This window comes from Enterococcus sp. LJL98 (genome assembly GCF_054871745.1).
The window spans coordinates 87065-107340 of the sequence record NZ_JBTXLU010000010.1; the positions used below are offsets into that span (position 1 = coordinate 87065).

At 41.6% G+C, this 20276-nt stretch carries 18 protein-coding genes and 1 riboswitch; of the genes, 15 read left to right on the forward strand and 3 right to left on the reverse strand.

The window, feature by feature from the left end:
- Positions 1-14: 14 nt before the first annotated feature.
- The 3 genes from ndk to ACYSNO_RS09200 all read left to right on the forward strand — a co-directional run bounded on the left by ndk (position 15) and on the right by ACYSNO_RS09200 (position 2980).
- A complete protein-coding gene (ndk, locus tag ACYSNO_RS09190; protein WP_461730782.1) occupies positions 15-410 on the forward strand; it encodes a nucleoside-diphosphate kinase in 396 nt (131 codons plus the stop codon).
- A 103-nt stretch (positions 411-513) separates the two neighbouring features.
- Positions 514-1887 carry a bifunctional UDP-N-acetylglucosamine diphosphorylase/glucosamine-1-phosphate N-acetyltransferase GlmU gene (gene glmU / locus ACYSNO_RS09195; protein ID WP_461730783.1) on the forward strand — a complete coding sequence of 458 codons (1374 nt, stop codon included), beginning with the start codon at positions 514-516 and terminating at the stop codon, positions 1885-1887.
- A 112-nt stretch (positions 1888-1999) separates the two neighbouring features.
- Complete coding sequence (locus ACYSNO_RS09200; RefSeq protein ID WP_461730784.1) at positions 2000-2980, forward strand: ribose-phosphate diphosphokinase; 981 nt, start codon at positions 2000-2002, stop codon at positions 2978-2980.
- A gap of 257 nt (positions 2981-3237) precedes the next feature.
- On the opposite strand, the gene ACYSNO_RS09205 is transcribed toward ACYSNO_RS09200, so the two are convergent.
- The gene (locus tag ACYSNO_RS09205; RefSeq protein WP_461730785.1) at positions 3238-5118 is read right to left on the reverse strand and encodes an ABC transporter ATP-binding protein; all 1881 of its coding nucleotides are present in this window, start codon (positions 5116-5118) and stop codon (positions 3238-3240) included.
- Positions 5111-6847: an ABC transporter ATP-binding protein gene (locus ACYSNO_RS09210; protein ID WP_461730786.1), complete on the reverse strand. Its 1737-nt coding sequence runs from the start codon at positions 6845-6847 to the stop codon at positions 5111-5113. The genes ACYSNO_RS09205 and ACYSNO_RS09210 overlap by 8 nt, the downstream gene beginning before the upstream one ends.
- 219 nt (positions 6848-7066) lie before the next feature.
- Positions 7067-7167: riboswitch (TPP riboswitch) on the forward strand.
- 58 nt (positions 7168-7225) lie between these two features.
- Between ACYSNO_RS09210 and thiT the strand changes: the two genes are divergently transcribed.
- The gene (thiT, locus tag ACYSNO_RS09215) at positions 7226-7810 is read left to right on the forward strand and encodes an energy-coupled thiamine transporter ThiT (RefSeq protein ID WP_461730787.1); all 585 of its coding nucleotides are present in this window, start codon (positions 7226-7228) and stop codon (positions 7808-7810) included.
- 129 nt (positions 7811-7939) lie between these two features.
- On the opposite strand, the gene ACYSNO_RS09220 is transcribed toward thiT, so the two are convergent.
- Positions 7940-8731, reverse strand: a complete 792-nt coding sequence (locus ACYSNO_RS09220) for a hypothetical protein (protein ID WP_461730788.1) — start codon at positions 8729-8731, stop codon at positions 7940-7942.
- 207 nt (positions 8732-8938) lie between these two features.
- On the opposite strand from ACYSNO_RS09220, the gene ACYSNO_RS09225 reads away from it, so the two are divergent.
- The 11 genes from ACYSNO_RS09225 (at position 8939) to pknB (ending at position 20113) form a co-directional block, all read left to right on the forward strand.
- Complete coding sequence (locus ACYSNO_RS09225; protein WP_461730789.1) at positions 8939-9652, forward strand: class A sortase; 714 nt, start codon at positions 8939-8941, stop codon at positions 9650-9652.
- 36 nt (positions 9653-9688) lie between these two features.
- Positions 9689-9907 carry a YdbC family protein gene (locus ACYSNO_RS09230; protein ID WP_461730790.1) on the forward strand — a complete coding sequence of 73 codons (219 nt, stop codon included), beginning with the start codon at positions 9689-9691 and terminating at the stop codon, positions 9905-9907.
- Positions 9908-9919: 12 nt separating this feature from the next.
- Positions 9920-10801 (forward strand): YicC/YloC family endoribonuclease, encoded by an 882-nt coding sequence (locus ACYSNO_RS09235; protein WP_461730791.1) that lies wholly within the window; start codon positions 9920-9922, stop codon positions 10799-10801.
- A 132-nt stretch (positions 10802-10933) separates the two neighbouring features.
- Positions 10934-11548, forward strand: coding sequence for a guanylate kinase (gene gmk, locus ACYSNO_RS09240; RefSeq protein WP_461730792.1), 615 nt, complete (start codon positions 10934-10936; stop codon positions 11546-11548).
- Positions 11549-11554: 6 nt separating this feature from the next.
- Positions 11555-11851 (forward strand): DNA-directed RNA polymerase subunit omega, encoded by a 297-nt coding sequence (rpoZ, locus tag ACYSNO_RS09245; RefSeq protein ID WP_461730793.1) that lies wholly within the window; start codon positions 11555-11557, stop codon positions 11849-11851.
- 110 nt (positions 11852-11961) lie between these two features.
- On the forward strand, positions 11962-14370 hold the full coding sequence (priA, locus tag ACYSNO_RS09250) for a primosomal protein N' (protein WP_461730794.1): 2409 nt from the start codon (positions 11962-11964) through the stop codon (positions 14368-14370).
- A gap of 19 nt (positions 14371-14389) precedes the next feature.
- Entirely contained in the window at positions 14390-14881 is a 492-nt protein-coding gene (gene def / locus ACYSNO_RS09255; RefSeq protein WP_461730795.1) for a peptide deformylase, read from the forward strand.
- Entirely contained in the window at positions 14874-15824 is a 951-nt protein-coding gene (gene fmt, locus ACYSNO_RS09260) for a methionyl-tRNA formyltransferase (protein WP_461730796.1), read from the forward strand. The genes def and fmt overlap by 8 nt, the downstream gene beginning before the upstream one ends.
- Entirely contained in the window at positions 15817-17169 is a 1353-nt protein-coding gene (rsmB, locus tag ACYSNO_RS09265; protein WP_461730797.1) for a 16S rRNA (cytosine(967)-C(5))-methyltransferase RsmB, read from the forward strand. The genes fmt and rsmB overlap by 8 nt, the downstream gene beginning before the upstream one ends.
- Positions 17170-17184: 15 nt before the next feature.
- Entirely contained in the window at positions 17185-17928 is a 744-nt protein-coding gene (locus tag ACYSNO_RS09270; protein ID WP_461730798.1) for a Stp1/IreP family PP2C-type Ser/Thr phosphatase, read from the forward strand.
- The gene (gene pknB / locus ACYSNO_RS09275; protein WP_461730799.1) at positions 17921-20113 is read left to right on the forward strand and encodes a Stk1 family PASTA domain-containing Ser/Thr kinase; all 2193 of its coding nucleotides are present in this window, start codon (positions 17921-17923) and stop codon (positions 20111-20113) included. The genes ACYSNO_RS09270 and pknB overlap by 8 nt, the downstream gene beginning before the upstream one ends.
- Positions 20114-20276 lie beyond the last annotated feature (163 nt).

Here is a 20276-nt window from a genome sequence, read left to right on the forward strand (position 1 = left end):
ATGGGGGAATTTGTATGGAGAAAACTTTTGTTATGATTAAGCCAGATGGTGTACGTCGTCAGTTAGTTGGAAAAATTCTTCAACGATTTGAAGAAAAAGGATTACAATTGCTTGATTTGAAAATGACAACGCTTTCGAAAGCGCAACTAGAAAGGCATTATGAGCATCTGGTGGCGCGTTCCTTTTTCCCAGAGTTGCTCGAATACATGATGTCTGGTCCCGTTGTGCAATTTGTTTTAGTGGGTCCAGATGCCGTTCAAGTCGTGCGTCAGATGGTTGGGGCGACCAATCCATTGGAGGCAGACAGTGGTTCCATTCGTGGTTGCTATGGTTTGAGCCATACGGAAAATGTGATTCATGCCTCGGATTCACTTGCGGCAGGCAGGCTTGAAATTGCTCGTTTTTTCTAAATAAATAGAGTAGCCGGAAAAATTACAATTGAATCTATGATTGAAAATGAATGAAACATAGGCTACACTAAAAAAAGCAAATAGAGGAAATGGAGTGGTTCTCGTGGAAACACGTTACGCAATTATTTTGGCTGCTGGCAAAGGAACACGGATGAAGTCAAAGTTATATAAAGTCTTACATCCTGTTTGTGGACAACCAATGGTCGAACACATTTTACAGAAAGTGACAGCGACACATCCAGCGGAGACGGTGGCCATCGTTGGGCATGGCGCAGATAAAGTCAAAGAACAACTAGGTGAACGTTGCGTCTATGCCTTGCAAGAAGCACAATTAGGCACGGGGCATGCGGTCATGCAAGCGGCGAAATTCTTAGAAGGAAAAAAAGGCACAACGCTTGTCATTAGTGGCGATACACCCTTATTGACGAGCCAAACGCTCAATCACTTGTTTGAGTATCACCAAGGGAAAAATGCTTCTGCAACAATTTTAACCGCTCAAGCAGAAGATCCAACCGGTTATGGTCGAATTATTCGTGACCATGTTGGCATTGTCGATCGGATTGTCGAACAAAAAGATGCAACTATTGAAGAAGCACGAGTGAAAGAAATCAATACAGGAACCTACTGTTTTGATAATGAATTGCTTTTTTCGGCTTTGGCCAATTTAAATACGGACAATGCGCAAGGTGAATACTATTTAACTGATATTATTGAGATTTTAAAGAGCCAAGGGCATAGTGTAGCGGCTTATCAAACCGATGATTTTAATGAATCGTTAGGAGTGAACGATCGCGTTGCTTTAGCTTATGCGAATCAAATCATGCGTGAGCGAATCAATCATCAACACATGTTAAATGGTGTTTCCTTGATTGACCCAGCAACGACATTTATTGATTCTGCGGTCGTTATTGGTAGTGACACGGTGATTGAAGGCAATGTGACGATTAAGGGGAATACCGTGATTGGTGAAGATTGTGTCATTACAAACGGCTCTCAGATTGTCGATAGTCAACTTGGAGACCAAGTGGTTATTAAGGCTTCAGTGGTTGAAGCGAGTGTGGTTCATCAAGCGGCAGATGTTGGTCCTTATGCACATCTACGTCCGCAAACTGAAATTGGTGAAAAAGCCCATATTGGGAACTATGTAGAAATTAAAAATGCTACAATTGGTGCGGAAACGAAAGTCGGTCATTTAACTTATATTGGGGATGCAACGCTAGGAAAAGACATTAATGTCGGCTGTGGCGTGGTCTTTGTGAACTATGACGGCAAGGATAAATTCCGTACGACAGTTGGCGACCGCAGTTTTATTGGTTCCAATGCCAACCTGGTGGCACCTTTGAAAATCGCGGAACACACTTTTATTGCGGCAGGTTCGACGATTACCAAAGATGTTCCTGAGTATGCGATGGGAATTGCCCGAGCGAATCAAGTCAACAAAAAAGAATTTGCTAAGAAATTACCATATTTCCAGTAATATTACTTGATTTATTAGAATAAAATGACTACTATTTATGTTGAAGATGATTCAAAACACATAAGTAGTAGTCATTTTTTTTAGTGGAAGGGAAAAGAAAGTGGAGGTTCTCATGTCAAATCATTATTTCGATCCAAGATTAAAGATTTTCGCGTTAAACTCAAATCGTCCGTTAGCAGAAAAAATTGCGGCAGCAGTTGGCGTCGAATTAGGAGAGTGCACCGTTAAACAATTTAGCGATGGCGAAATTCAAGTGAATATTGAAGAAAGTATTCGTGGAGCACACGTGTATATTATTCAATCAACCAGTAGCCCAGTCAATGATAATTTAATGGAATTATTAATTATGATTGATGCATTAAAGCGGGCAAGTGCCAAAACAATTAACGTCGTAATGCCTTATTATGGTTACGCGCGTCAAGACCGTAAAGCACGTTCACGTGAGCCAATCACAGCCAAATTAGTGGCAAATATGATTGAAAAAGCCGGAGCAGATCGTATGGTCACACTCGATTTACATGCGGCTCAAATCCAAGGATTCTTTGACATTCCAGTCGATCATTTAATGGGAGCCCCGTTAATTGCTAACTATTTCTTAGAAAATGGCATCGCAGGCGATGATGTTGTCGTTGTTTCGCCAGACCACGGTGGTGTTACTCGTGCGCGTAAATTAGCGCAATTTCTAAAAACACCGATTGCCATTATCGATAAGCGTCGTCCGAAAGCGAACGTTGCAGAAGTAATGAATATTATCGGACATGTGGAAGGAAAAACATGCGTCTTGATTGATGATATGATCGATACAGCTGGAACCATTACCTTAGCGGCAAATGCTTTAAAAGAAGCTGGTGCAAAAGCAGTCTATGCTTCATGTACGCATCCTGTATTATCTGGACCTGCCCTACAACGTATCCAAGATTCAGCAATTGAACGTTTAGTTGTGACAGACTCAATCAACTTACCTGAAGATCGTCGAATTGAAAAAATCTACGAAATTAGTGTTGGGAACTTGATGGGTGAGGCAATTAAACGGATTCATGAGAACAAACCTGTGAGTCCATTATTTGAAACAATTGCTAAAATTGAACAATAAATAAAAAAAGGCTGCGACAATTGTCGTAGCCTTTTTTACTTGCATGTCGTTTTTTTGGTGCGTGACTAAGGGTATGACGATCAAGGATTGTTCCATTTATAAGCGAGCGTACTTCCTCCGTATACGCTTAAATTTTTGATACAAGGTTCCTCTTGTTGAGAAAAATGATCGAACAAGGGGCATGTTTCGCACAAATAAAAAGGCCGACGAACGCCTCTTCGCAAGAGAGGGCGCTCGTCGGCCTTTTTGGGAGGGATTTAATCGAGTTCCAATTGACCTGTTGCCAATTGATAATAGGTCCCCTTTTTGGCTAGGAGTGTGTCGTGGTCTCCTCGTTCAATAATTTCTCCTTGATCTAAAACGATGATGACGTCGGAGTTTTGGATTGTGGACAGGCGATGCGCAATGACAAAGACCGTCCGTCCCTTCATCAAAGCATCCATGCCGTCTTGAACAATCCGTTCTGTTCGAGTATCGATACTTGAAGTTGCCTCATCTAAAACCATGACTGGCGGGTCAACGATGGCAGCGCGAGCAATGGAAAGTAATTGGCGTTGTCCTTGTGACAGGCCTTCACCATCGCCAGTAATAACCGTCTCATAACCTTGAGGCAGGTGAGAAATAAAGTAATGGGCATTCGCTAATTTCGCAGCGTTCTCGACTTCTTCGTCCGTTGCATCAAGTTTGCTGTAACGAATGTTCTCCCGAATTGTTCCGGTAAAAAGGTGGGTTTCTTGTAAAACGATGCCAAGCGAGCGACGCAAAGATTCTTTTTTTATGTCTTGGATATTAATTCCATCATACAAGATTTCACCGTCACTAATGTCATAGAAACGATTAATCAGGTTAATAATCGTTGTTTTCCCTGCTCCAGTCGCACCAACAAAAGCAATCTTTTGTCCGGGTTTTGCAAAAAGAGAGATTTCTTTTAGAATGCGTTTTTCTGGCGTATAAGAAAAATCGACTTGATTGAAGCGGACATCGCCTGTTAAAGGCACGTATTGGAAGGTCCCATCCGTTTGAGGTTTTTTCCAAGCCCATTGATTGGTCTGTTCTTGACATTCTTCCAAACGACCATCGAGATATGTCACATTCACAAGCGTCACGGTGCCATGATCAACCTCAGAGGGCTCATCCATCAAAGTAAAAATCCGTTCCGAACCAGCAAGTGCCATAATAATAAAATTGATCTGTTGCGAGATTTGGCTGACCGGCATATTTAATGACCGACTAAGTTGTAAGAAGGCAGCGATTCCCCCGATGGTTAAAGCTCCCACACCATTAATACTCAGAAGGCCACCAACAATTGCAATGAGTACGTATTGAATATTTAATAAATTCATCATCACAGGCATTAAGATATTTGCATAGCGGTTGGCCTTGGTGGTATTTTCAGCTAAAGTATCATTTAGAGCAGTAAATTCTTCAATCGCTACTTGCTCGTGATTAAAGACCTTTATGACCTTTTGTCCATGCATCATCTCTTCGATAAAACCATTCACGGCCCCCAATGATTCTTGTTGACCTTTAAAATAGCGTCCACTTAAGCCAGTTAATGTGCGAATGGTGAGGCCCATTAAGCTGACCGAAACGAGGACAAAGAGCGTAAGCGGCAAGCTAACGGAGAGCATCGCAACAAAGACACTGGTTAAAGTGACAATGGCTTGCAGCAGTTGTGGTGCACTTTGTGAAAGCATCTGGCGCAAAGTGTCAATGTCATTTGTATAATGGCTCATGACATCGCCTTTTGTGTGGGTATCAAAATACGCTAAAGGTAAAGTTTCCATGTGCGCAAAAAGTTCATCACGAATTTTCTTTTGCGCTCCTTGGGAAATCGTCACCATTAATTGGTTAAATATAATTGAAGTCAAAACACCAAGTAAATAAATCAAGGCCATGGTTAAAACGGCTTTGAACAGACCAGAAAAGTCAGGAGCACCTGCACTTGCGAGCATCGGTGTGACATGGTCATCAATGACAATTTGTAAAAATAAAGAACCTTGAACCGTTGCAAAAGCGGTGATAAATATACAAATGGCGACAATCAGCAATTGCCAAGGATAATCTTTAATCAGGTAGCTGAGCAAACGAGTCAATGTTTTTAATTGCTTTGTTTTTTTGTTGGATGTTTTATTCATTGGCAATCCCAAATCCTTTCTGTTGTGATTGGTAAACTTCTTGGTAGATTTGATTCGTCGCAAGCATTTCTGCTGGCGTCCCGACGCCGTTAATTTTTCCTTCATCCATGACGATGACAAGGTCTGCTTTTTCGACAGAAGAGATTCTTTGAGCAACAATAATTTTGGTTGTATTGGGAATCGTTTCGTAAAAAGCTTTTTGAATTAAAGCATCTGTTTTCGTATCCACAGCACTTGTTGAATCATCGAGAATTAAAATTTTGGGTTGTTTCAATAATGCACGAGCGATGGTTAGTCGTTGTTTTTGACCACCAGAGACGTTTGTTCCGCCTTGTTCGATATAAGTATCATAACCATCTGGAAAACGTTGAATAAAATCATCGGCTTGCGCGAGACGACAGGCTTCAATCAATTCTTGATCACTAGCTGTCTCATTTCCCCAACGCAAATTTTCTTTAATTGTTCCCGAGAACAAGACATTGTTTTGTAAAACCACGGCAACGCCATCCCGTAATGTTTTTAAAGAGTAGTCTTTCACGTTTTTGCCGCCAACAATCACTTGGCCATTGGTTGTATCGTAAAGACGTGGAATCAGTTGAATCAGACTTGTCTTTCCGCTTCCTGTTCCGCCGATAATACCAACAGTTTGACCGGATTGAATTTGGAAATCGGCTTGTTTTAAAATGAGTTTCTTTTCATCGTTGGTATAGCTAAAATCGACTTGCGAAAAGGTTACGGACCCATCCGCCAAAGTCAGTACGGGTTCTTCGGGGTCAGTCAGATCACTTTTTTCATCGAGAACTTCAATGATGCGTTCTGCTGAGGGGCGTGAAATAATCAAAATAACGAAGACCATCGACATCATATTTAAAGCAACGAGAATTTGCATGACATACATAAACATACTCATGAGTTCGCCGGTTGTTAATGAACCTGCAACAATTAAGTGCGCACCAATCCAGGAAATCAAAAGTAAACAAGTATAGATGGAAATTTGCATCACTGGTTGGTTGAAAGCGACAATACGTTCTGCCTTTGAAAATGCGCGGTAAATTGTTCCAGAAACTTGTGTAAATTTATCGACTTCATGTGCTTCTGTCACAAAAGATTTGACAATTCGAATGCCTTGTAAGTTTTCTTGTACCACTTGGTTTAAACGGTCATAGATTTTAAAAACATGTTTAAAAGCTGGGTGAGCAAATTTAATGATTAAAAATAAACCAAGCGCCAAAAAAGGGACAATCAATAGAAAAGTCATCGCTAATTGATTATTTAAACGAAAAGCCATAATGATTGAAAAGGAAAAAAGTAAGGGGCTACGAACCAGTATGCGAATCGTCATTTGAAAGGCGTTTTGAATGTTCGTCACGTCGGTTGTCAGACGAGTGACGAGGCTGGGAGTTGAAAAGCGATCGATATTGGAAAATGAGAATTCTTGAATGTTTTCAAAGATTTTTTGCCGGACGTTTTTGGCAAAACCAGCAGACGCAGTGGCGGCGTAGCGCGCGGAAAGCATACCGAAAACGAGTGCTAAAACTGCACAGACTAGCAATGCAGCGCCAATCCAAAGAATATCCTCTTTGCTTCGCCCACTGATCCCTCGATCGACGATCATGGCCATGAGGAGAGGGATGACTACGTCAAGAATGACTTCGAGTGTGACAAAAAAGGGGGTGAGTAACGTCTCTTTTTTGTACTCTCCAACATATTTGAGTAAACTTTTTATCATAAATAAGAGCTCCTTTAATTCGATTGATTGTCGCTAACAACGATATTTTCTCCTTCGCTGCTAGCTAGACCTATCCTTTATTGTCGTAAAAATGAGTAAGAATGTCAATGAAATGACTTGGTTTTACTTGGAATAAGGTTAAAAAAACGAGAAAGCATTTTTCTGGTCATTTGAAAAAACTATGCTATGATGATTCTGTAACAAAAAATAAAATAGAATCTGATCACAAAGGGGAGCCAATGCGCTGAGAATGAGTCTGACTCTAAACCCTTCGAACCTGTTTCGGTTATGCGAACGTAGGAATTGTGTCGAGTTGAAGTATAGAACCTATGCTTCTCCTTTGTGAATTGTGATGATTCGAAAAGGAGGAGTTTTTTTATGCACGGAAAAACAAGAGTAATGGTGGAAGGAACGATTATTGCTGCATTGGCAATTGTCTTATCCTTTTTACCAACCAATATCGGTTCCAGTTTTACCATTTCTTTAGGGCAGATTCCCTTAACCCTTTACGCGCTTCGTCGAGGGTTAAAACCCGGACTCATGGCAGGTTTTATTTGGGGAATCCTTCATTTTCCAATTGGAAACGTTGCTTTTTTAAGCGTGCCACAAGTGTTAATCGAGTATTTATTGGCTTTTTTATTTGCTGGGTTTGCAGGGATTTATGCGCCAAAACTTTATCAAGCAATGCGTGAAGGACGTCAAGGGCTAGCGATTCGGCTGATTGTTTCCGCGAGTTTGCTCGGTGTTTTTACTCGTTTTTTCTGGCACTTTGTTGCAGGGTGGGTATTTTGGGGCGAATACGCGATGTGGGGCATGTCGCCAGCTCTTTTCTCTCTTGTCATGAATGGGGTCAGCGCTTTGGCTACTGGGCTTGCAACGAGCATTGCCTTAGTATTGTTGTATCAAGTGATGCCAAATTTATTTTCGGTTGATGAGGCCTTGCCTTTGCAATCAAAAAATTAAAACATCCCATCAAATACGTGTGGGGTTCACTTATTTGGTGGAAAGAAGAAAATCGTTAGCATAAAAGAAAAGGACTTGCGTGTGGATTCGCAAGTCCTTTTGTCTATCAATGATTGATACGGCCTTTGTTTAGAAAGACGTGTCTGTTTTGGTCGAGATGCCAAGAAATTCATCTTCCGCATCGAGCGTCCAAGTTTTCAAGTCTTGATGGTAGATTAAATAACCCAGTTGCTGTTCTTTGATGCGAGTGAGTACTTTTGAGGTGAACGGCGGGACTTCTTCAACCAAAAAAAGTGGAATTCGAAACTCTTGATTGATTAATACCGCTTTTTCAAAAGAAAAGAAAAGCCCTTCTTTCATCGCCTCTTTCAGTGCTTTTAACAACTCACTGTTGATATCGTTCACCAGTTGCGGCTTACGGAAGAAAGTGCGACGTTCATTTAGTTTTTCTAAAGTGAGTTGCGTTAATTTGACAGCTAAAATGCGGTAAAATTCATCAAGATAACGGTAATAGGTGCGATTTAAGCCGCCATCTAAGTCAAAATAAACAAAATTATTTTGAAGCTTATAAAAAAAAGCAGAATAAAGATGGGTCTTCATATGGCCAAAGTAGAGCAATTCTGAAATCTCTAGCGGCGTTAGTTCCTTTAACATGGCTAAATCGGTAAAATCAATCCATTTATTTTCAAGAACTACGCGGTTTTGAGCAAGTGTTTGAAAAAACTGATCAATGGCTGCTTGACCGCGAATCATTTTCATAGATGTATGACTTTCGAACTCACCTAAGTCGGTACTAGGATTTAATAGCAAAATGTTTTTTGGCTGGTGAACAATCCCTCGCTGAAAATCCCCAGCGGTAATTCCCTGCGTCAAGACAGTATTACTCGTTGTGTCAAGATGGATATAAATCGATGAAGTCATGCTCCCCCTCCTTTTTCTAATCTATCGTTCTGTTATGTTCTATTTTACCGTATCCTCTCGAAAAAAGCTTATTTCTTTTCTATTAAGAACAGGTTACAAGAATCGCATCGGAAGCGCTTTAATGTTAATATAAGCAAAGTGTTGTCGTTTTTCCAGCCTGCTTTTTCCATTTTGTGGTATGATAAAAAAAACGAGAGGATTCAACCGATGAAAAAGAAGCGAAAATTTAAAGAAATCGTCATCAATTTATGCTTAATTTTGGTGTTATTGCTTGGGGTAGCTTTGATTTTTAACCGTCAAATTAAGAATCTTTTAATGGCTCGAACGAGTGAAACCTATCAAGTTGCGAAAGTCAGTCGTCGTGAAATTGAAAAAAACTTAGAAGAAGAAGTGACGTTTGATTTTGAACAAGTACAATCGGCTAATTTAGAAGCAGTCTTAAAGGCACAATTAAGCGGAAAAGTGTTACCAGTTATTGGTGGCGTCGCAGTGCCAAGCGCCGAAATTCAAATTCCAATCTTTAAAGGATTAGGCAATGAGGCGTTGCTTTTTGGTGCAGGCACGTTTGATCCCGAGCAAAAAATGGGTGAGGGCAATTACGCTTTAGCAAGCCATCGAATTGAAGAAACAACGATTTTATTTACGCGCCTAGACGAAGTTCAATTGGGAGATGTCGTTTATTTAACCGACTTAGAAACAATTTATACTTATGAAGTCTATGAATCAAAACGCATTGAACCAACAGAAGTTGAAGTGTTGGATGTGGTAGAAGATAAAAAAATTGTGACCCTAATTACGTGTGGGGAAGCAGCCGGCGTGACACGGTGGCTCGTCCAAGGAGAACTCACAGAAGTGACGCCAGCGAAAACAGCGACGCCAGAAATGTTGGCAGCTTTTTCAATGGAACAACAAACGTTTTAGTGGTTTAATTTTTATTTGAAAAATGAGGTGAAGACAATGTCAAAAGCGTTTTCTTATGAAATTCTAGAAGAAATCGGCGTACTATCAGAAAATAGTCGTGGCTGGCGTAAGGAATTGAATTTAGTCAGTTGGAATGGGAATCCCGCGAAATTTGATTTACGTGATTGGGGTCCCGAACATGAAAAGATGGGTAAAGGTGTGACATTAAGCAACGAGGAATTTGAAGCTTTAAAAAAAATCATGCTGTCAATGTAAGGAGTGATTCGGATGAAAAGTATGACTGGTTTTGGAAAAGCCATTCGAATGACCGCGAACGAACAAATTGAAGTAGAAGTCAAAAGTGTAAACCATCGATTTTTAGATATTCAAGTCCGAACAACGCGCCAATTGCATGCATTTGAAAACCAAATTCGACAAATGGTCAAACGGCGGCTTCATCGAGGACGAATCGAAGTTTATGTGACGCTCACCCAAAGTACCAGTCAAAGCAAAACGATTCAAATCGATTGGGATTTAATTGAACAAGTGGTGCAATCGGTGGAAACAGAAACCAAGCATCGTTTTCAAACAGCGGTTCCGTTAGGTAGTTTAGTTGAACGTTTGCTTGAAAAAGAAGCGTTTTTCCAAATTCAAGAAGTTCCACTGGCAATCGAAACGGTCGAAGGAGCTTTGCTTGAAGCACTGGCTGAAGCGACAGAAAAAAATGAAGCGAGTCGCCAAGTGGAAGGCGCGGGGATTTTGGCGGTCTTGCTTGAAAATCAAGCGCTCTTGCAGACCCACGTCGCAGACCTATTTGCTTGTACAGCGCTTTTTGAAACAGAGTATCGTAGTCGATTTGAAAAGAAATTAGAAGCCTATTTAGGAAGTACCATCGACCAAGAACGCTTGTTAACAGAATTAGTCCTTTTGTTAGAGCGTAGTGATATTCGTGAAGAGTTAGATCGGATGCAGATTCATCTTGCTTCTTTTAATGAATTAGTGATGCGGACGCAACCGGTTGGCCGTGAGCTGGATTTTTTAATTCAGGAGATGAATCGTGAAGTGAATACGATTGGTTCCAAATCAACAGCGATTGAAATCAAGCATCATGTGGTTCAAATGAAGACCATCATTGAGAAAATTCGCGAACAAGTCCAAAATATTGAATAAATCCATGAGAAATCCGCTTGAAAAGTGGATTTTTTATGGGATTTTTGGTATATTATAAGAATTACTGTACGTCAAAAGAAAAAGGTACAAGCAAAAAGAGAAGAATATCTTTAGAAACGAAAGGACATGGACATGACAGAGCGTGGATTATTAATAGTATTATCTGGTCCTTCAGGTGTAGGGAAGGGAACCGTTCGTAAAGCAATTTTTGATAGCGAAGAGAATGATTTTGAATACTCAATTTCAATGACTACTCGAAAAAAACGAATCGGAGAAGTAGAAGGCGTTGACTACTACTTCCGAGAGCGAGAAGAGTTCGAACAACTAATTGCATCAGGAGAAATGTTGGAGTATGCAGAATATGTAGGTAATTACTATGGTACGCCCCTTTCTTATGTTCAAAAAACGTTAAATGAAGGAAAAGATGTCTTCTTGGAAATTGAAGTACAAGGTGCAAGACAAGTCAAAAAACAAGTCCCAGATGGCGTGTTTATCTTTTTAACGCCACCGGATCTCGTTGAGTTACGTTCAAGAATAACTGGTCGCGGCACAGATGCACCGGAAGTGATTGATGAACGAATGCGGATTGCACGAGAAGAAATCGAGATGATGGCCTTGTATGACTATGCAGTTGTTAATGATGAAGTGCCTTTAGCCGTCAAACGGATTAAAGAAATAATTGCCAGTGAGCATTTCCGCGTGGAGCGGGTCATTGGAAAATATAGAAAAATGTTAGAGGAGTTGTAAAAAACTATGATGTTAAAACCATCGATTGATACGTTACTTGAACGTGTGAATTCCAAATATTCCTTAGTTATTTTAGCGAGTAAACGGGCACATGAGTTAGAAGCTGGTGCAGAAGCAACCCTTGATACTTTTGAATCAGTGAAAAGAGTCGGTCAAGCACTAGAAGAAATTGAAGCAGAAACAGTGATTAATGATCCGCATCCAGAGATTAAGCGAGCACGTTTAAAATTAGAAGAAGAAGAGCGCCAATCTCGTAAAGAGCAAGAGCAAAAAGAACTAGAATCACGTCTTCGCCAAGATTAATAAAGAAAAAAGTGAAAAAAAGTCTGGAGAGGAAATTCCAGACTTTTTCTTTTGCGCTTTCCAGACAAAAAGAACGAAATTTAGTAAAATGAGAAAGAGGTGATAATGTCATGTCGCAATATGCAGAAGTGATTGTTGACGTTCCAACGATGCAAACGGATCAACCGTATACGTATTTGGTTCCTGAAGCGTGGCAAGCAGTCATTGAATTAGGAATGCGCGTGGAAGTGCCTTTTGGTGAGGGCAATCGCCATATCCAAGGATTTGTTACGGGTCTTTCCAAACAAGGACCGCAGACGACCATTCCCTTAAAAGAAATTGTTCGAGTGATCGATTTGGCTCCCGTTGTGAACACGGAACTGCTGCAGTTGGCAGACTATATGAAAGAGGTGACTTTTTCATTTAAAATCACTTGTTTACAAACGATGTTGCCCGCAGCGATGAAGGCAGCCTATCAAAAGAAATTTCGTTTACTTGATCTTGAACACGAAGTCCGTGAAAAGTATTTTCACCAACAAACAGAAATCGATTGGGAAGTTGTGGAAGCGGCAGGTGCCTTAACCTTGTTTAAAAAATTGCGAGAGCAAAAAGTCGTTGAATTACGCTATTTGGTAAAAGAAAAAGTGGCTAAAAAAATGGTACGCTATGTGAAAAGCCACATTACCCTAGAGAACTATTCAGAAATAAAAGCCTGTTTGCGAGCCAATGCTTTACGTCAACACCAATTGTTAGAAACATTAAAAACCAGACCAAAAGAAACGGTCGCTTTTTATCGTGAGCAAGGATTGTCCACTACTCATTTGAACCAAGGAGAAAAACAGGGCTGGTTGACTTTTGAGGACGTGGAAAGTTATCGTGATCCATTTGAAAATCAATCGTTTCCGGCGACACAACCTTGGAAGCTAAATACAGAACAAGAAGCGGCAGTGACGCGTATTTTAGCTGCACAAGCACGAAAGCAAGCGACGACGTTCTTATTAGAAGGCATTACCGGTAGTGGAAAAACAGAAGTTTACCTGCAAGTCATTGCGGAAGTCCTCACGAAAGGGCAAACAGCGATGATGTTGGTTCCAGAAATTGCGTTAACGCCTCAGATGGTGCAACGTTTTAAAAGTCGTTTTGGTGATGCGGTCGCAGTCTTACATAGCGGATTATCACAAGGGGAAAAATACGACGAGTGGCGCAAAATCGAGCGTGGTGAAGCACAAGTAGTCGTTGGTGCGCGTTCTGCCGTCTTTGCGCCTTTAAAGCAGATTGGCGTCATCATCATTGATGAAGAGCATGAAGCCACGTATAAACAAGACGAGACCCCGCGTTACCATGCGCGCGACCTCGCCATTTGGCGGAGTCAGTATCATCACTGTCCGGTGGTTTTAGGCAGTGCAACGCCTTCGTTGGAATCACGGGCTCGTGCGCAAAAAAAACGTTATGAATTGTTAGTCTTAACGAAACGAGCACACGAAACAGCCCAATTACCGCCAGTAACGATTGTCGATCTAAAAGAAGAATTTGCTAAAAAAAACACCAGTACGTTTTCAACCCTATTGCAAGAAAAAATAACCGATCGCTTGATGAAAAAAGAACAAATCGTCTTATTATTGAATCGCCGTGGGTATTCTTCTTTTATGATGTGTCGCGATTGTGGGTATGTCTTGCCTTGTCCCAATTGTGATATTTCGCTGACCTTGCATATGGATATCAAGAAAATGTGTTGTCACTATTGCGGGCATCAAGAAAACATTCCACGACGTTGTCCAGATTGTCAAAAAGACAAGATTCGTTACTACGGAACAGGGACGCAAAAAGTAGAAGAAGAATTGCAGGCGCGTTTTCCGAACGCACGTATTTTGCGGATGGACGTCGATACAACCAGAAGAAAAGGGGCACATGAACGTTTGTTAAAGGCCTTTGAAGCACAAGAAGCCGATATTCTACTAGGAACACAAATGATTGCCAAGGGACTTGATTTTCCGAATATTACGTTAGTTGGTGTCTTAAATGCAGACACGGCGTTGAATTTACCAGATTTTCGTTCAAGCGAGCGCACCTTTCAATTACTCACACAAGTAAGCGGGCGCGCAGGACGAGGAGAAAAACCCGGAGAAGTCATCGTCCAAACCTTTAATCCGGAACATCATAGTATCGTTTTGGCACAGTCCCAAGATTATGAAGCTTTTTATCGGCAAGAAATGGTTTTTCGTCACCAAAGTGGCTATCCGCCTTTTTTCTTTACGGTTAAAATTTCAGCCAGTCACCCTTCTGAAGAAGTTGCGGCGAAAAAAATGTATCAAATTGCAGAACAATTAAAGCAAGGCTTAAGTGAGGAATGTCGGATTTTAGGTCCGATTCCTAGCGGGGTGTCGCGGATTAAAAACCGCTATCACTACCAAGTCCTTTTAAAATATAAACAAGAACCACAATTGCAGGCGATTTTACGCCAGATTTTAGAAACCAGTCAAAAAGACCAACGAAACAATCTGTCGGTGGCGATTGATTATGAACCGTTAAATTTTATCTAGAGAAAAGGAGCAAACGACCATGCGTTATCCAATCATCATTCATCCTAATAACAAATTACGCCACTCGTCAGTGAAGGTCACGGAAATTACGGATGAGTTATTAAAATTGTTGGATGATTTAAGAGAAACAATGATTGCCCATGATGGCATCGGGATTGCAGCACCCCAAGTTGGAAAAAATATTCAAGTGGCGCTGGTGGAAGTAGACGAGGGAGATTTGTTTGAATTGATTAATCCTGAAATTATTTCAGCCAAAGGCGAAGACATTGATGTCGAGGGGTGTCTTAGTATCCCGCACACCTTTGGTACCGTTAAACGAGCCGATGAAATTGTCGTTCGCTACTATGATCGTGAAGGCGATGAAATGGAAGTAGAGGCGTATGGTTATTTGGCACGAGCCTTCCAACATGAAATCGACCACTTAAATGGCCGATTATTTATTGACCAAATGATTGAACAAATTCCAGAAGCAGCATTAGAAAAATATATGGAGGAACGTAATCATGACTAAAATTGTTTTTATGGGCACCCCCCAATTTTCTGTTCCCATTTTAGAAGCTTTGGTAGCAGAAAAATATGAAGTTGTCGCTGTTGTCACTCAACCAGATCGTCCCGTGGGGCGAAAACGTGTGATTACTCCGACACCCGTGAAGGAAGCAGCGATTCGTCTCGGTCTCCCCGTTTTACAACCTGAAAAAATAACGAACTCACCTGAAATGGCAACCATTATTGATTTAGAGCCAGACATCATCGTCACGGTGGCTTTTGGGCAATTTTTACCTGAAAAACTCTTACAGGCACCGAAAAAGGGCGCAATCAATGTCCATGCTTCGTTGTTGCCAAAATATCGTGGGGGCGCTCCGGTTCATTATGCGCTCATTCAAGGAGAAAAAGAGACTGGCGTTACCATTATGGAAATGATTAAAAAAATGGATGCAGGTGGCATTTATTCGCAAAAAGCCATCCCGATTACCAAACAAGATGATGTCGGCCTTTTATTTGATAAACTTAGTCTACTTGGACGTGACTTACTCATCGAAAGCTTACCAAAAATTCTTTCAGGCGAGCTCACGCCGACACCGCAAGATGAAAGTCAAGTTTCGTTCTCACCAAATATTACACGAGAAGAAGAAATCATTGATTGGCAAAAAACGGCAGAAATGATTGATTGCCAAGTCCGAGGGATGCGTCCATGGCCAATTGCGTATACAAGCTATGCAGGAGAGCGCTGGAAGATTCTCGCTGTGACACCTTTAGCAGAAAGCACGGATCAAGAACCTGGTACCATTATTCTTAAAGAGAAGGCAACCTTAAAAATTGCTTGCGGACAAGGCACGGTCTTGTCTATCGACCAATTGCAACCTGCTGGTAAAGGAGTCCAAACGATTGCCGCTTTCTTAAATGGGAGTGGACAAAAAGTTGCAGTGAATCAAAGGGTGGGAAAAAATGACTAGTAAGCAGACGAAACGAACCGTTCGCTATGTCGCACTGGAAGCACTAGAACGTGTCACAAAAGGGGGCGCGTATTCGAATTTACTTTTAAGAGAGCTGATGAATAAAGGGCGTTTAAATGAAAAAGATGGGCGTTTATTAACGGAACTAGTCTATGGTACGATTGCCCGTCAACAATTGTTGGACTATTATTTAACCCCTTTTACGCAAAAGGCAAAAAAGGTCGAAGGTTGGGTACAAAATTTGTTACGTTTATCTTTATACCAAATGTTGTATTTGGATAAGGTTCCTAGCCATGCAATTGTCAATGAAGCAGTGGAAATTGCCAAAACACGTGGTAATATAGGAGTAAGTAAATTCGTAAATGGAGTTTTAAGAAATGTTCAACGTCAAGGAGTTCCTGATGTATCTGACATTCAAGATCCCGTGGAACGCCTGAGTACAGAAATTAGTATGCCCTCTTGGTTGGTTGAGAAGTTTATCGAACAAATTGGTTTAGAAGAAACACGTCAATTAGGCCTTTCTTTATTTGAGCCCAGCCACATGAGCGGGCGAGTTAATACCCAAGCACTGTCTTTAGAAGCGGCGTTAGCGACTTTAAGAATGGAAGGTTTTGAAGTGGAAGCCAGCCAAGTGAGTCCATCGGGAGTTGTCGGACAAAAAGGCTTTTTAGCGGGGAGTCGTTTATTTGCTGACGGTTGGTTAACGATTCAGGATGAAAGTTCCATGCTCGTTGCTCCAGCTCTGCAAGTGGCGCCTCATCATAAAGTATTAGATGCTTGTGCGGCACCTGGTGGCAAGACGACCCACTTGGCGACTTACTTAAAAGCAGCCGAAGGTGGACAAGTCACTGCCTTGGATATCCACGCCCATAAAGTCCGCCTAATTGAAGAAAATGCGGCGCGATTGCACGTTTCAGATGTGGTACAAACGAAAGTGCTCGATGCTCGCTTGGTAAAAGAAACGTTTGCAGCGGAAAGTTTTGATCGCATCTTAGTGGATGCGCCTTGCTCCGGTTTAGGTTTAATGCGACGCAAACCCGACATTAAATATAGTAAACAAGCACGTGATTTTGACAATTTACCGGAGATTCAACATGCCATCTTAGACAGCGTGGCACCCACTTTAAAACCTGGCGGCTTGCTTGTCTATAGTACCTGTACGATTTTGCCAGAAGAAAATCAACAAGTTGTTGCAGCTTTTTTAGAACGTCATCCAGAATTTGAATTGCTGCCATTAACTGTGGCGCCTGTCTTAGAAAAAAGCCTGCAAGCTGGGATGCTCACTTTATATCCCCAAACATTTAGGACAGATGGCTTCTTTATCAGTTGTTTACGTAAAAAGTAATGAGGTGAAGAAAGAATGGAAGTGTATTTCCAAAGTGATCAGGGAAAAAGAAGAAATAGTAACCAAGATTATACGGCCACTTTTATTAATCAAAAAGGCAAGCTGTTAGCTTTGTTAGCTGATGGCATGGGCGGACACCAAGCGGGTGATATTGCAAGTCGTCAAGCGGTTCAAGCGATTGGTGACCAGTGGGAGAACAGTGACATTGAAAGTAGTGAAAAAGCCATTCAATGGTTTATTCAACAAATCCAAGAGGCCAATCAAGCGATTTTTGAAAAAGGACAGTCTGACCAAACCTTAAGTGGCATGGGAACGACTTTTGAAGCGGTGACCGTTTTAGAGAATCAAGTCGCATTGGCGCATGTTGGAGATAGCCGAATTTACCTAGCAAGAGGCAAGCAATTGTTGCCACTAACAGAAGATCATTCGCTAGTGAATGAGTTATTAAAATCAGGAGAAATTACGAAAGAAATGGCCGTCAACCATCCGAGAAAAAATATTATTACGCGTTCTTTAGGGATGCCAGGGAATTTGGAAATTGATGTTTCAATCCATGATGTCGCAGCTGGTGACCGCTTATTGATTTGTTCGGATGGCCTAACGAATATGGTGCCAGAAGAAAGAATTAGTCAAATTTTAGCACAAGCGACTTCTTTACAAGCGGCGAGTCAACGGTTGATTGATGAAGCGAATCTGCAAGGCGGCCTTGATAACATTACCGTCTTATTAATGGATTTGGGAGGGGAAGTCAATGATTGAACTAGGTAGAAAATTAAATGGTCGTTATTTGATTCTAGGGACAATTGGTAGCGGCGGAATGGCAAATGTTTTTTTGGCAAAAGATTTGATTTTAGACCGAGAAGTGGCCGTGAAAGTATTGCGTTTTGACTTCCAAAATGACCAAACAGCAATTCGTCGTTTTCAACGTGAAGCGATGGCTGCGACGGAACTGGTTCATCCAAATATCGTTTCCGTCTATGATGTTGGTGAAGAAGATGGCATGCAGTATTTAGTGATGGAGTATGTTAAGGGAATGGATTTGAAACGTTACATCCAGACTCACTACCCAATTCCTTATCGGACAATTGTTGACATTATGGAGCAAATTTTATCGGCCATTGCGCTCGCGCATCACCATCGGATCATTCATCGGGACTTGAAGCCGCAAAATATTTTAATGGATGAGCATGGCACGGTGAAAATAGCAGATTTTGGGATTGCGATTGCCTTATCTGAAACATCGATTACCCAAACCAACTCCATGCTAGGCTCCGTCCACTACCTCTCGCCCGAACAGGCAAGAGGAAGTATGGCAACCAACCAATCGGATATCTATGCCCTTGGGATTATTTTTTATGAGATGTTAACCGGGCAAGTACCCTTTGATGGCGAATCTGCCGTTACGATTGCTTTAAAACATTTCCAAGAAGAAGTTCCCTCTTTAAGGCTGTATGATCAAAACATTCCTCAGTCTTTAGAAAATGTCGTTTTAAAGGCGACGGCTAAAGAAGTTGCCGACCGCTATCAAAGCGCCGATGACATGTTACGAGATTTAGAAACCGTCTTATCTCCAGATCGTTTAAATGAGCCTCGTTGGCAAGAAAAAGCACTTTTAGCTGAGACGATGGTGGTCACTCCAATTACACCAGACAGTCCAATGCCAGAAGCCTTTAAGGAAATGCCAACTCCGCAAGAAGAAGCACCAGAAACCCCGGTAGAACCGCCGAAGAAAAAGAAAAAATGGTGGCTCTGGCTACTCTTGCTCGTAGGGATGGCTTTCCTGGTCGGAGGATTCTTTTATATGAATAGTGGCAAGTCAATCACCGTTCCCGATGTAGTCGATCAAACGGAAGCACAAGCGAGAGAGCGGCTTGAAGAAGCGGGCTTAAGGGTGGCTGACGATGTGAAAGAAATGCCAAGCGATGTTATCGAAGCCGGTCGTGTGATTAAAACCAATCCGGCAACTGCGGCGAAAGTCAAAAAAAATCGTGAAGTTATCCTGTATCTGAGTACGGGAGAAAATCAAATTAAAATGGTCGACTATAGCGGCATGCGCCTCGTTGATGCCAAGCGTGAATTACGCAATTTAGATTTTCAAGAAAAAAACATCACCTCAAAAGAAGAATACGACGATAAGATTGCCGAAGGAGAAATCATCACGCATACGCCTGAACCTGGCGAGAAAGTGAATCCGAAAGAAACAAAAGTTGAATTAATCGTAAGCAAAGGACCAAAACCAATCGTCATGATTAGTTTATTAGGGAATTCAAAATCCGATGCGGAAGCAAATCTGGCAAGTGTCGGACTAGGAGAAAACACCGTAGATTATCAAGAAGCCTTTAGCTCACAGCCGGAAGGAACGGTTGTTGGACAAGACCCGGAAGTTGGCGAGGAAGTGTTCCCCGAAAAAACACGAATTACCTTAACGATTAGTAAAGGGGAAGAGAAAGTAAAAATCCCTAAAATTGTCGGGAAATCACTGAGTGAAGCCGAGAAACTTCTGAGTGAAGCAGGATTAGAAGCCGTCACAACGGAAGAGTTCCATGACCGAGTCGAAAAAAATCAAGTCATTGAAGTCAATCCCCAAGAAGGGGAAGAAGTCGTGAAGGGAACGAGAGTCAATGTGTTGGTCTCTAAAGGAAAAGAACCTGAAGAATCAAAAGAACCAGAACCGGTGACCAAAACATTCACAGTGAATGTCCAGGCGACTTTTAATGCCAATGCTGGACCAGAACAGACGGTCACCATTTGGTTAAGTGATGAAAAAGGAACCCGCCGACAAGTTGAGCAAATTCCTTTAAATGCGAGCAACAGCCCGCAAACTGTTGCCGTTTCTGTGACGGTTCTCGAAGGGGAATCCGCAACGATATATGTTCAAAGAGACAATGGTGAGGAGATTAGTCAAAGTGTCAGTGGCGCAACGACTGTTCAAGTACCGTTTTAACCAATTCTCAACGAGAGAGACTTAACCCTCGTGGTTAGGTTTGAAATTGAGTGACCGCCAAAAGTGAGACTTAAAAAGCGAACTTTTGGCGGTCATTGTTTTTTGTTTGCTTTCCTTTTTTTAAGGTTAAGCCCCTTCTCCTTTTCATCTGAGCAAAAATTCA

Coding starts and splice junctions, on each gene's coding strand:
- ACYSNO_RS09225 (WP_461730789.1), top strand. CDS start 8,939: ATGAAAAAGAAGCGAAAATTTAAAGAAATCGTCATCAATTTATGCTTA.
- rpoZ (WP_461730793.1), top strand. CDS start 11,555: ATGATGTTAAAACCATCGATTGATACGTTACTTGAACGTGTGAATTCC.
- ACYSNO_RS09210 (WP_461730786.1), bottom strand. CDS start 6,847: ATGATAAAAAGTTTACTCAAATATGTTGGAGAGTACAAAAAAGAGACG.
- ACYSNO_RS09270 (WP_461730798.1), top strand. CDS start 17,185: ATGGAAGTGTATTTCCAAAGTGATCAGGGAAAAAGAAGAAATAGTAAC.
- rsmB (WP_461730797.1), top strand. CDS start 15,817: ATGACTAGTAAGCAGACGAAACGAACCGTTCGCTATGTCGCACTGGAA.
- ACYSNO_RS09200 (WP_461730784.1), top strand. CDS start 2,000: ATGTCAAATCATTATTTCGATCCAAGATTAAAGATTTTCGCGTTAAAC.
- ndk (WP_461730782.1), top strand. CDS start 15: ATGGAGAAAACTTTTGTTATGATTAAGCCAGATGGTGTACGTCGTCAG.
- thiT (WP_461730787.1), top strand. CDS start 7,226: ATGCACGGAAAAACAAGAGTAATGGTGGAAGGAACGATTATTGCTGCA.
- fmt (WP_461730796.1), top strand. CDS start 14,874: ATGACTAAAATTGTTTTTATGGGCACCCCCCAATTTTCTGTTCCCATT.
- ACYSNO_RS09235 (WP_461730791.1), top strand. CDS start 9,920: ATGAAAAGTATGACTGGTTTTGGAAAAGCCATTCGAATGACCGCGAAC.
- ACYSNO_RS09230 (WP_461730790.1), top strand. CDS start 9,689: ATGTCAAAAGCGTTTTCTTATGAAATTCTAGAAGAAATCGGCGTACTA.
- priA (WP_461730794.1), top strand. CDS start 11,962: ATGTCGCAATATGCAGAAGTGATTGTTGACGTTCCAACGATGCAAACG.
- pknB (WP_461730799.1), top strand. CDS start 17,921: ATGATTGAACTAGGTAGAAAATTAAATGGTCGTTATTTGATTCTAGGG.
- ACYSNO_RS09220 (WP_461730788.1), bottom strand. CDS start 8,731: ATGACTTCATCGATTTATATCCATCTTGACACAACGAGTAATACTGTC.
- gmk (WP_461730792.1), top strand. CDS start 10,934: ATGACAGAGCGTGGATTATTAATAGTATTATCTGGTCCTTCAGGTGTA.
- ACYSNO_RS09205 (WP_461730785.1), bottom strand. CDS start 5,118: ATGAATAAAACATCCAACAAAAAAACAAAGCAATTAAAAACATTGACT.
- def (WP_461730795.1), top strand. CDS start 14,390: ATGCGTTATCCAATCATCATTCATCCTAATAACAAATTACGCCACTCG.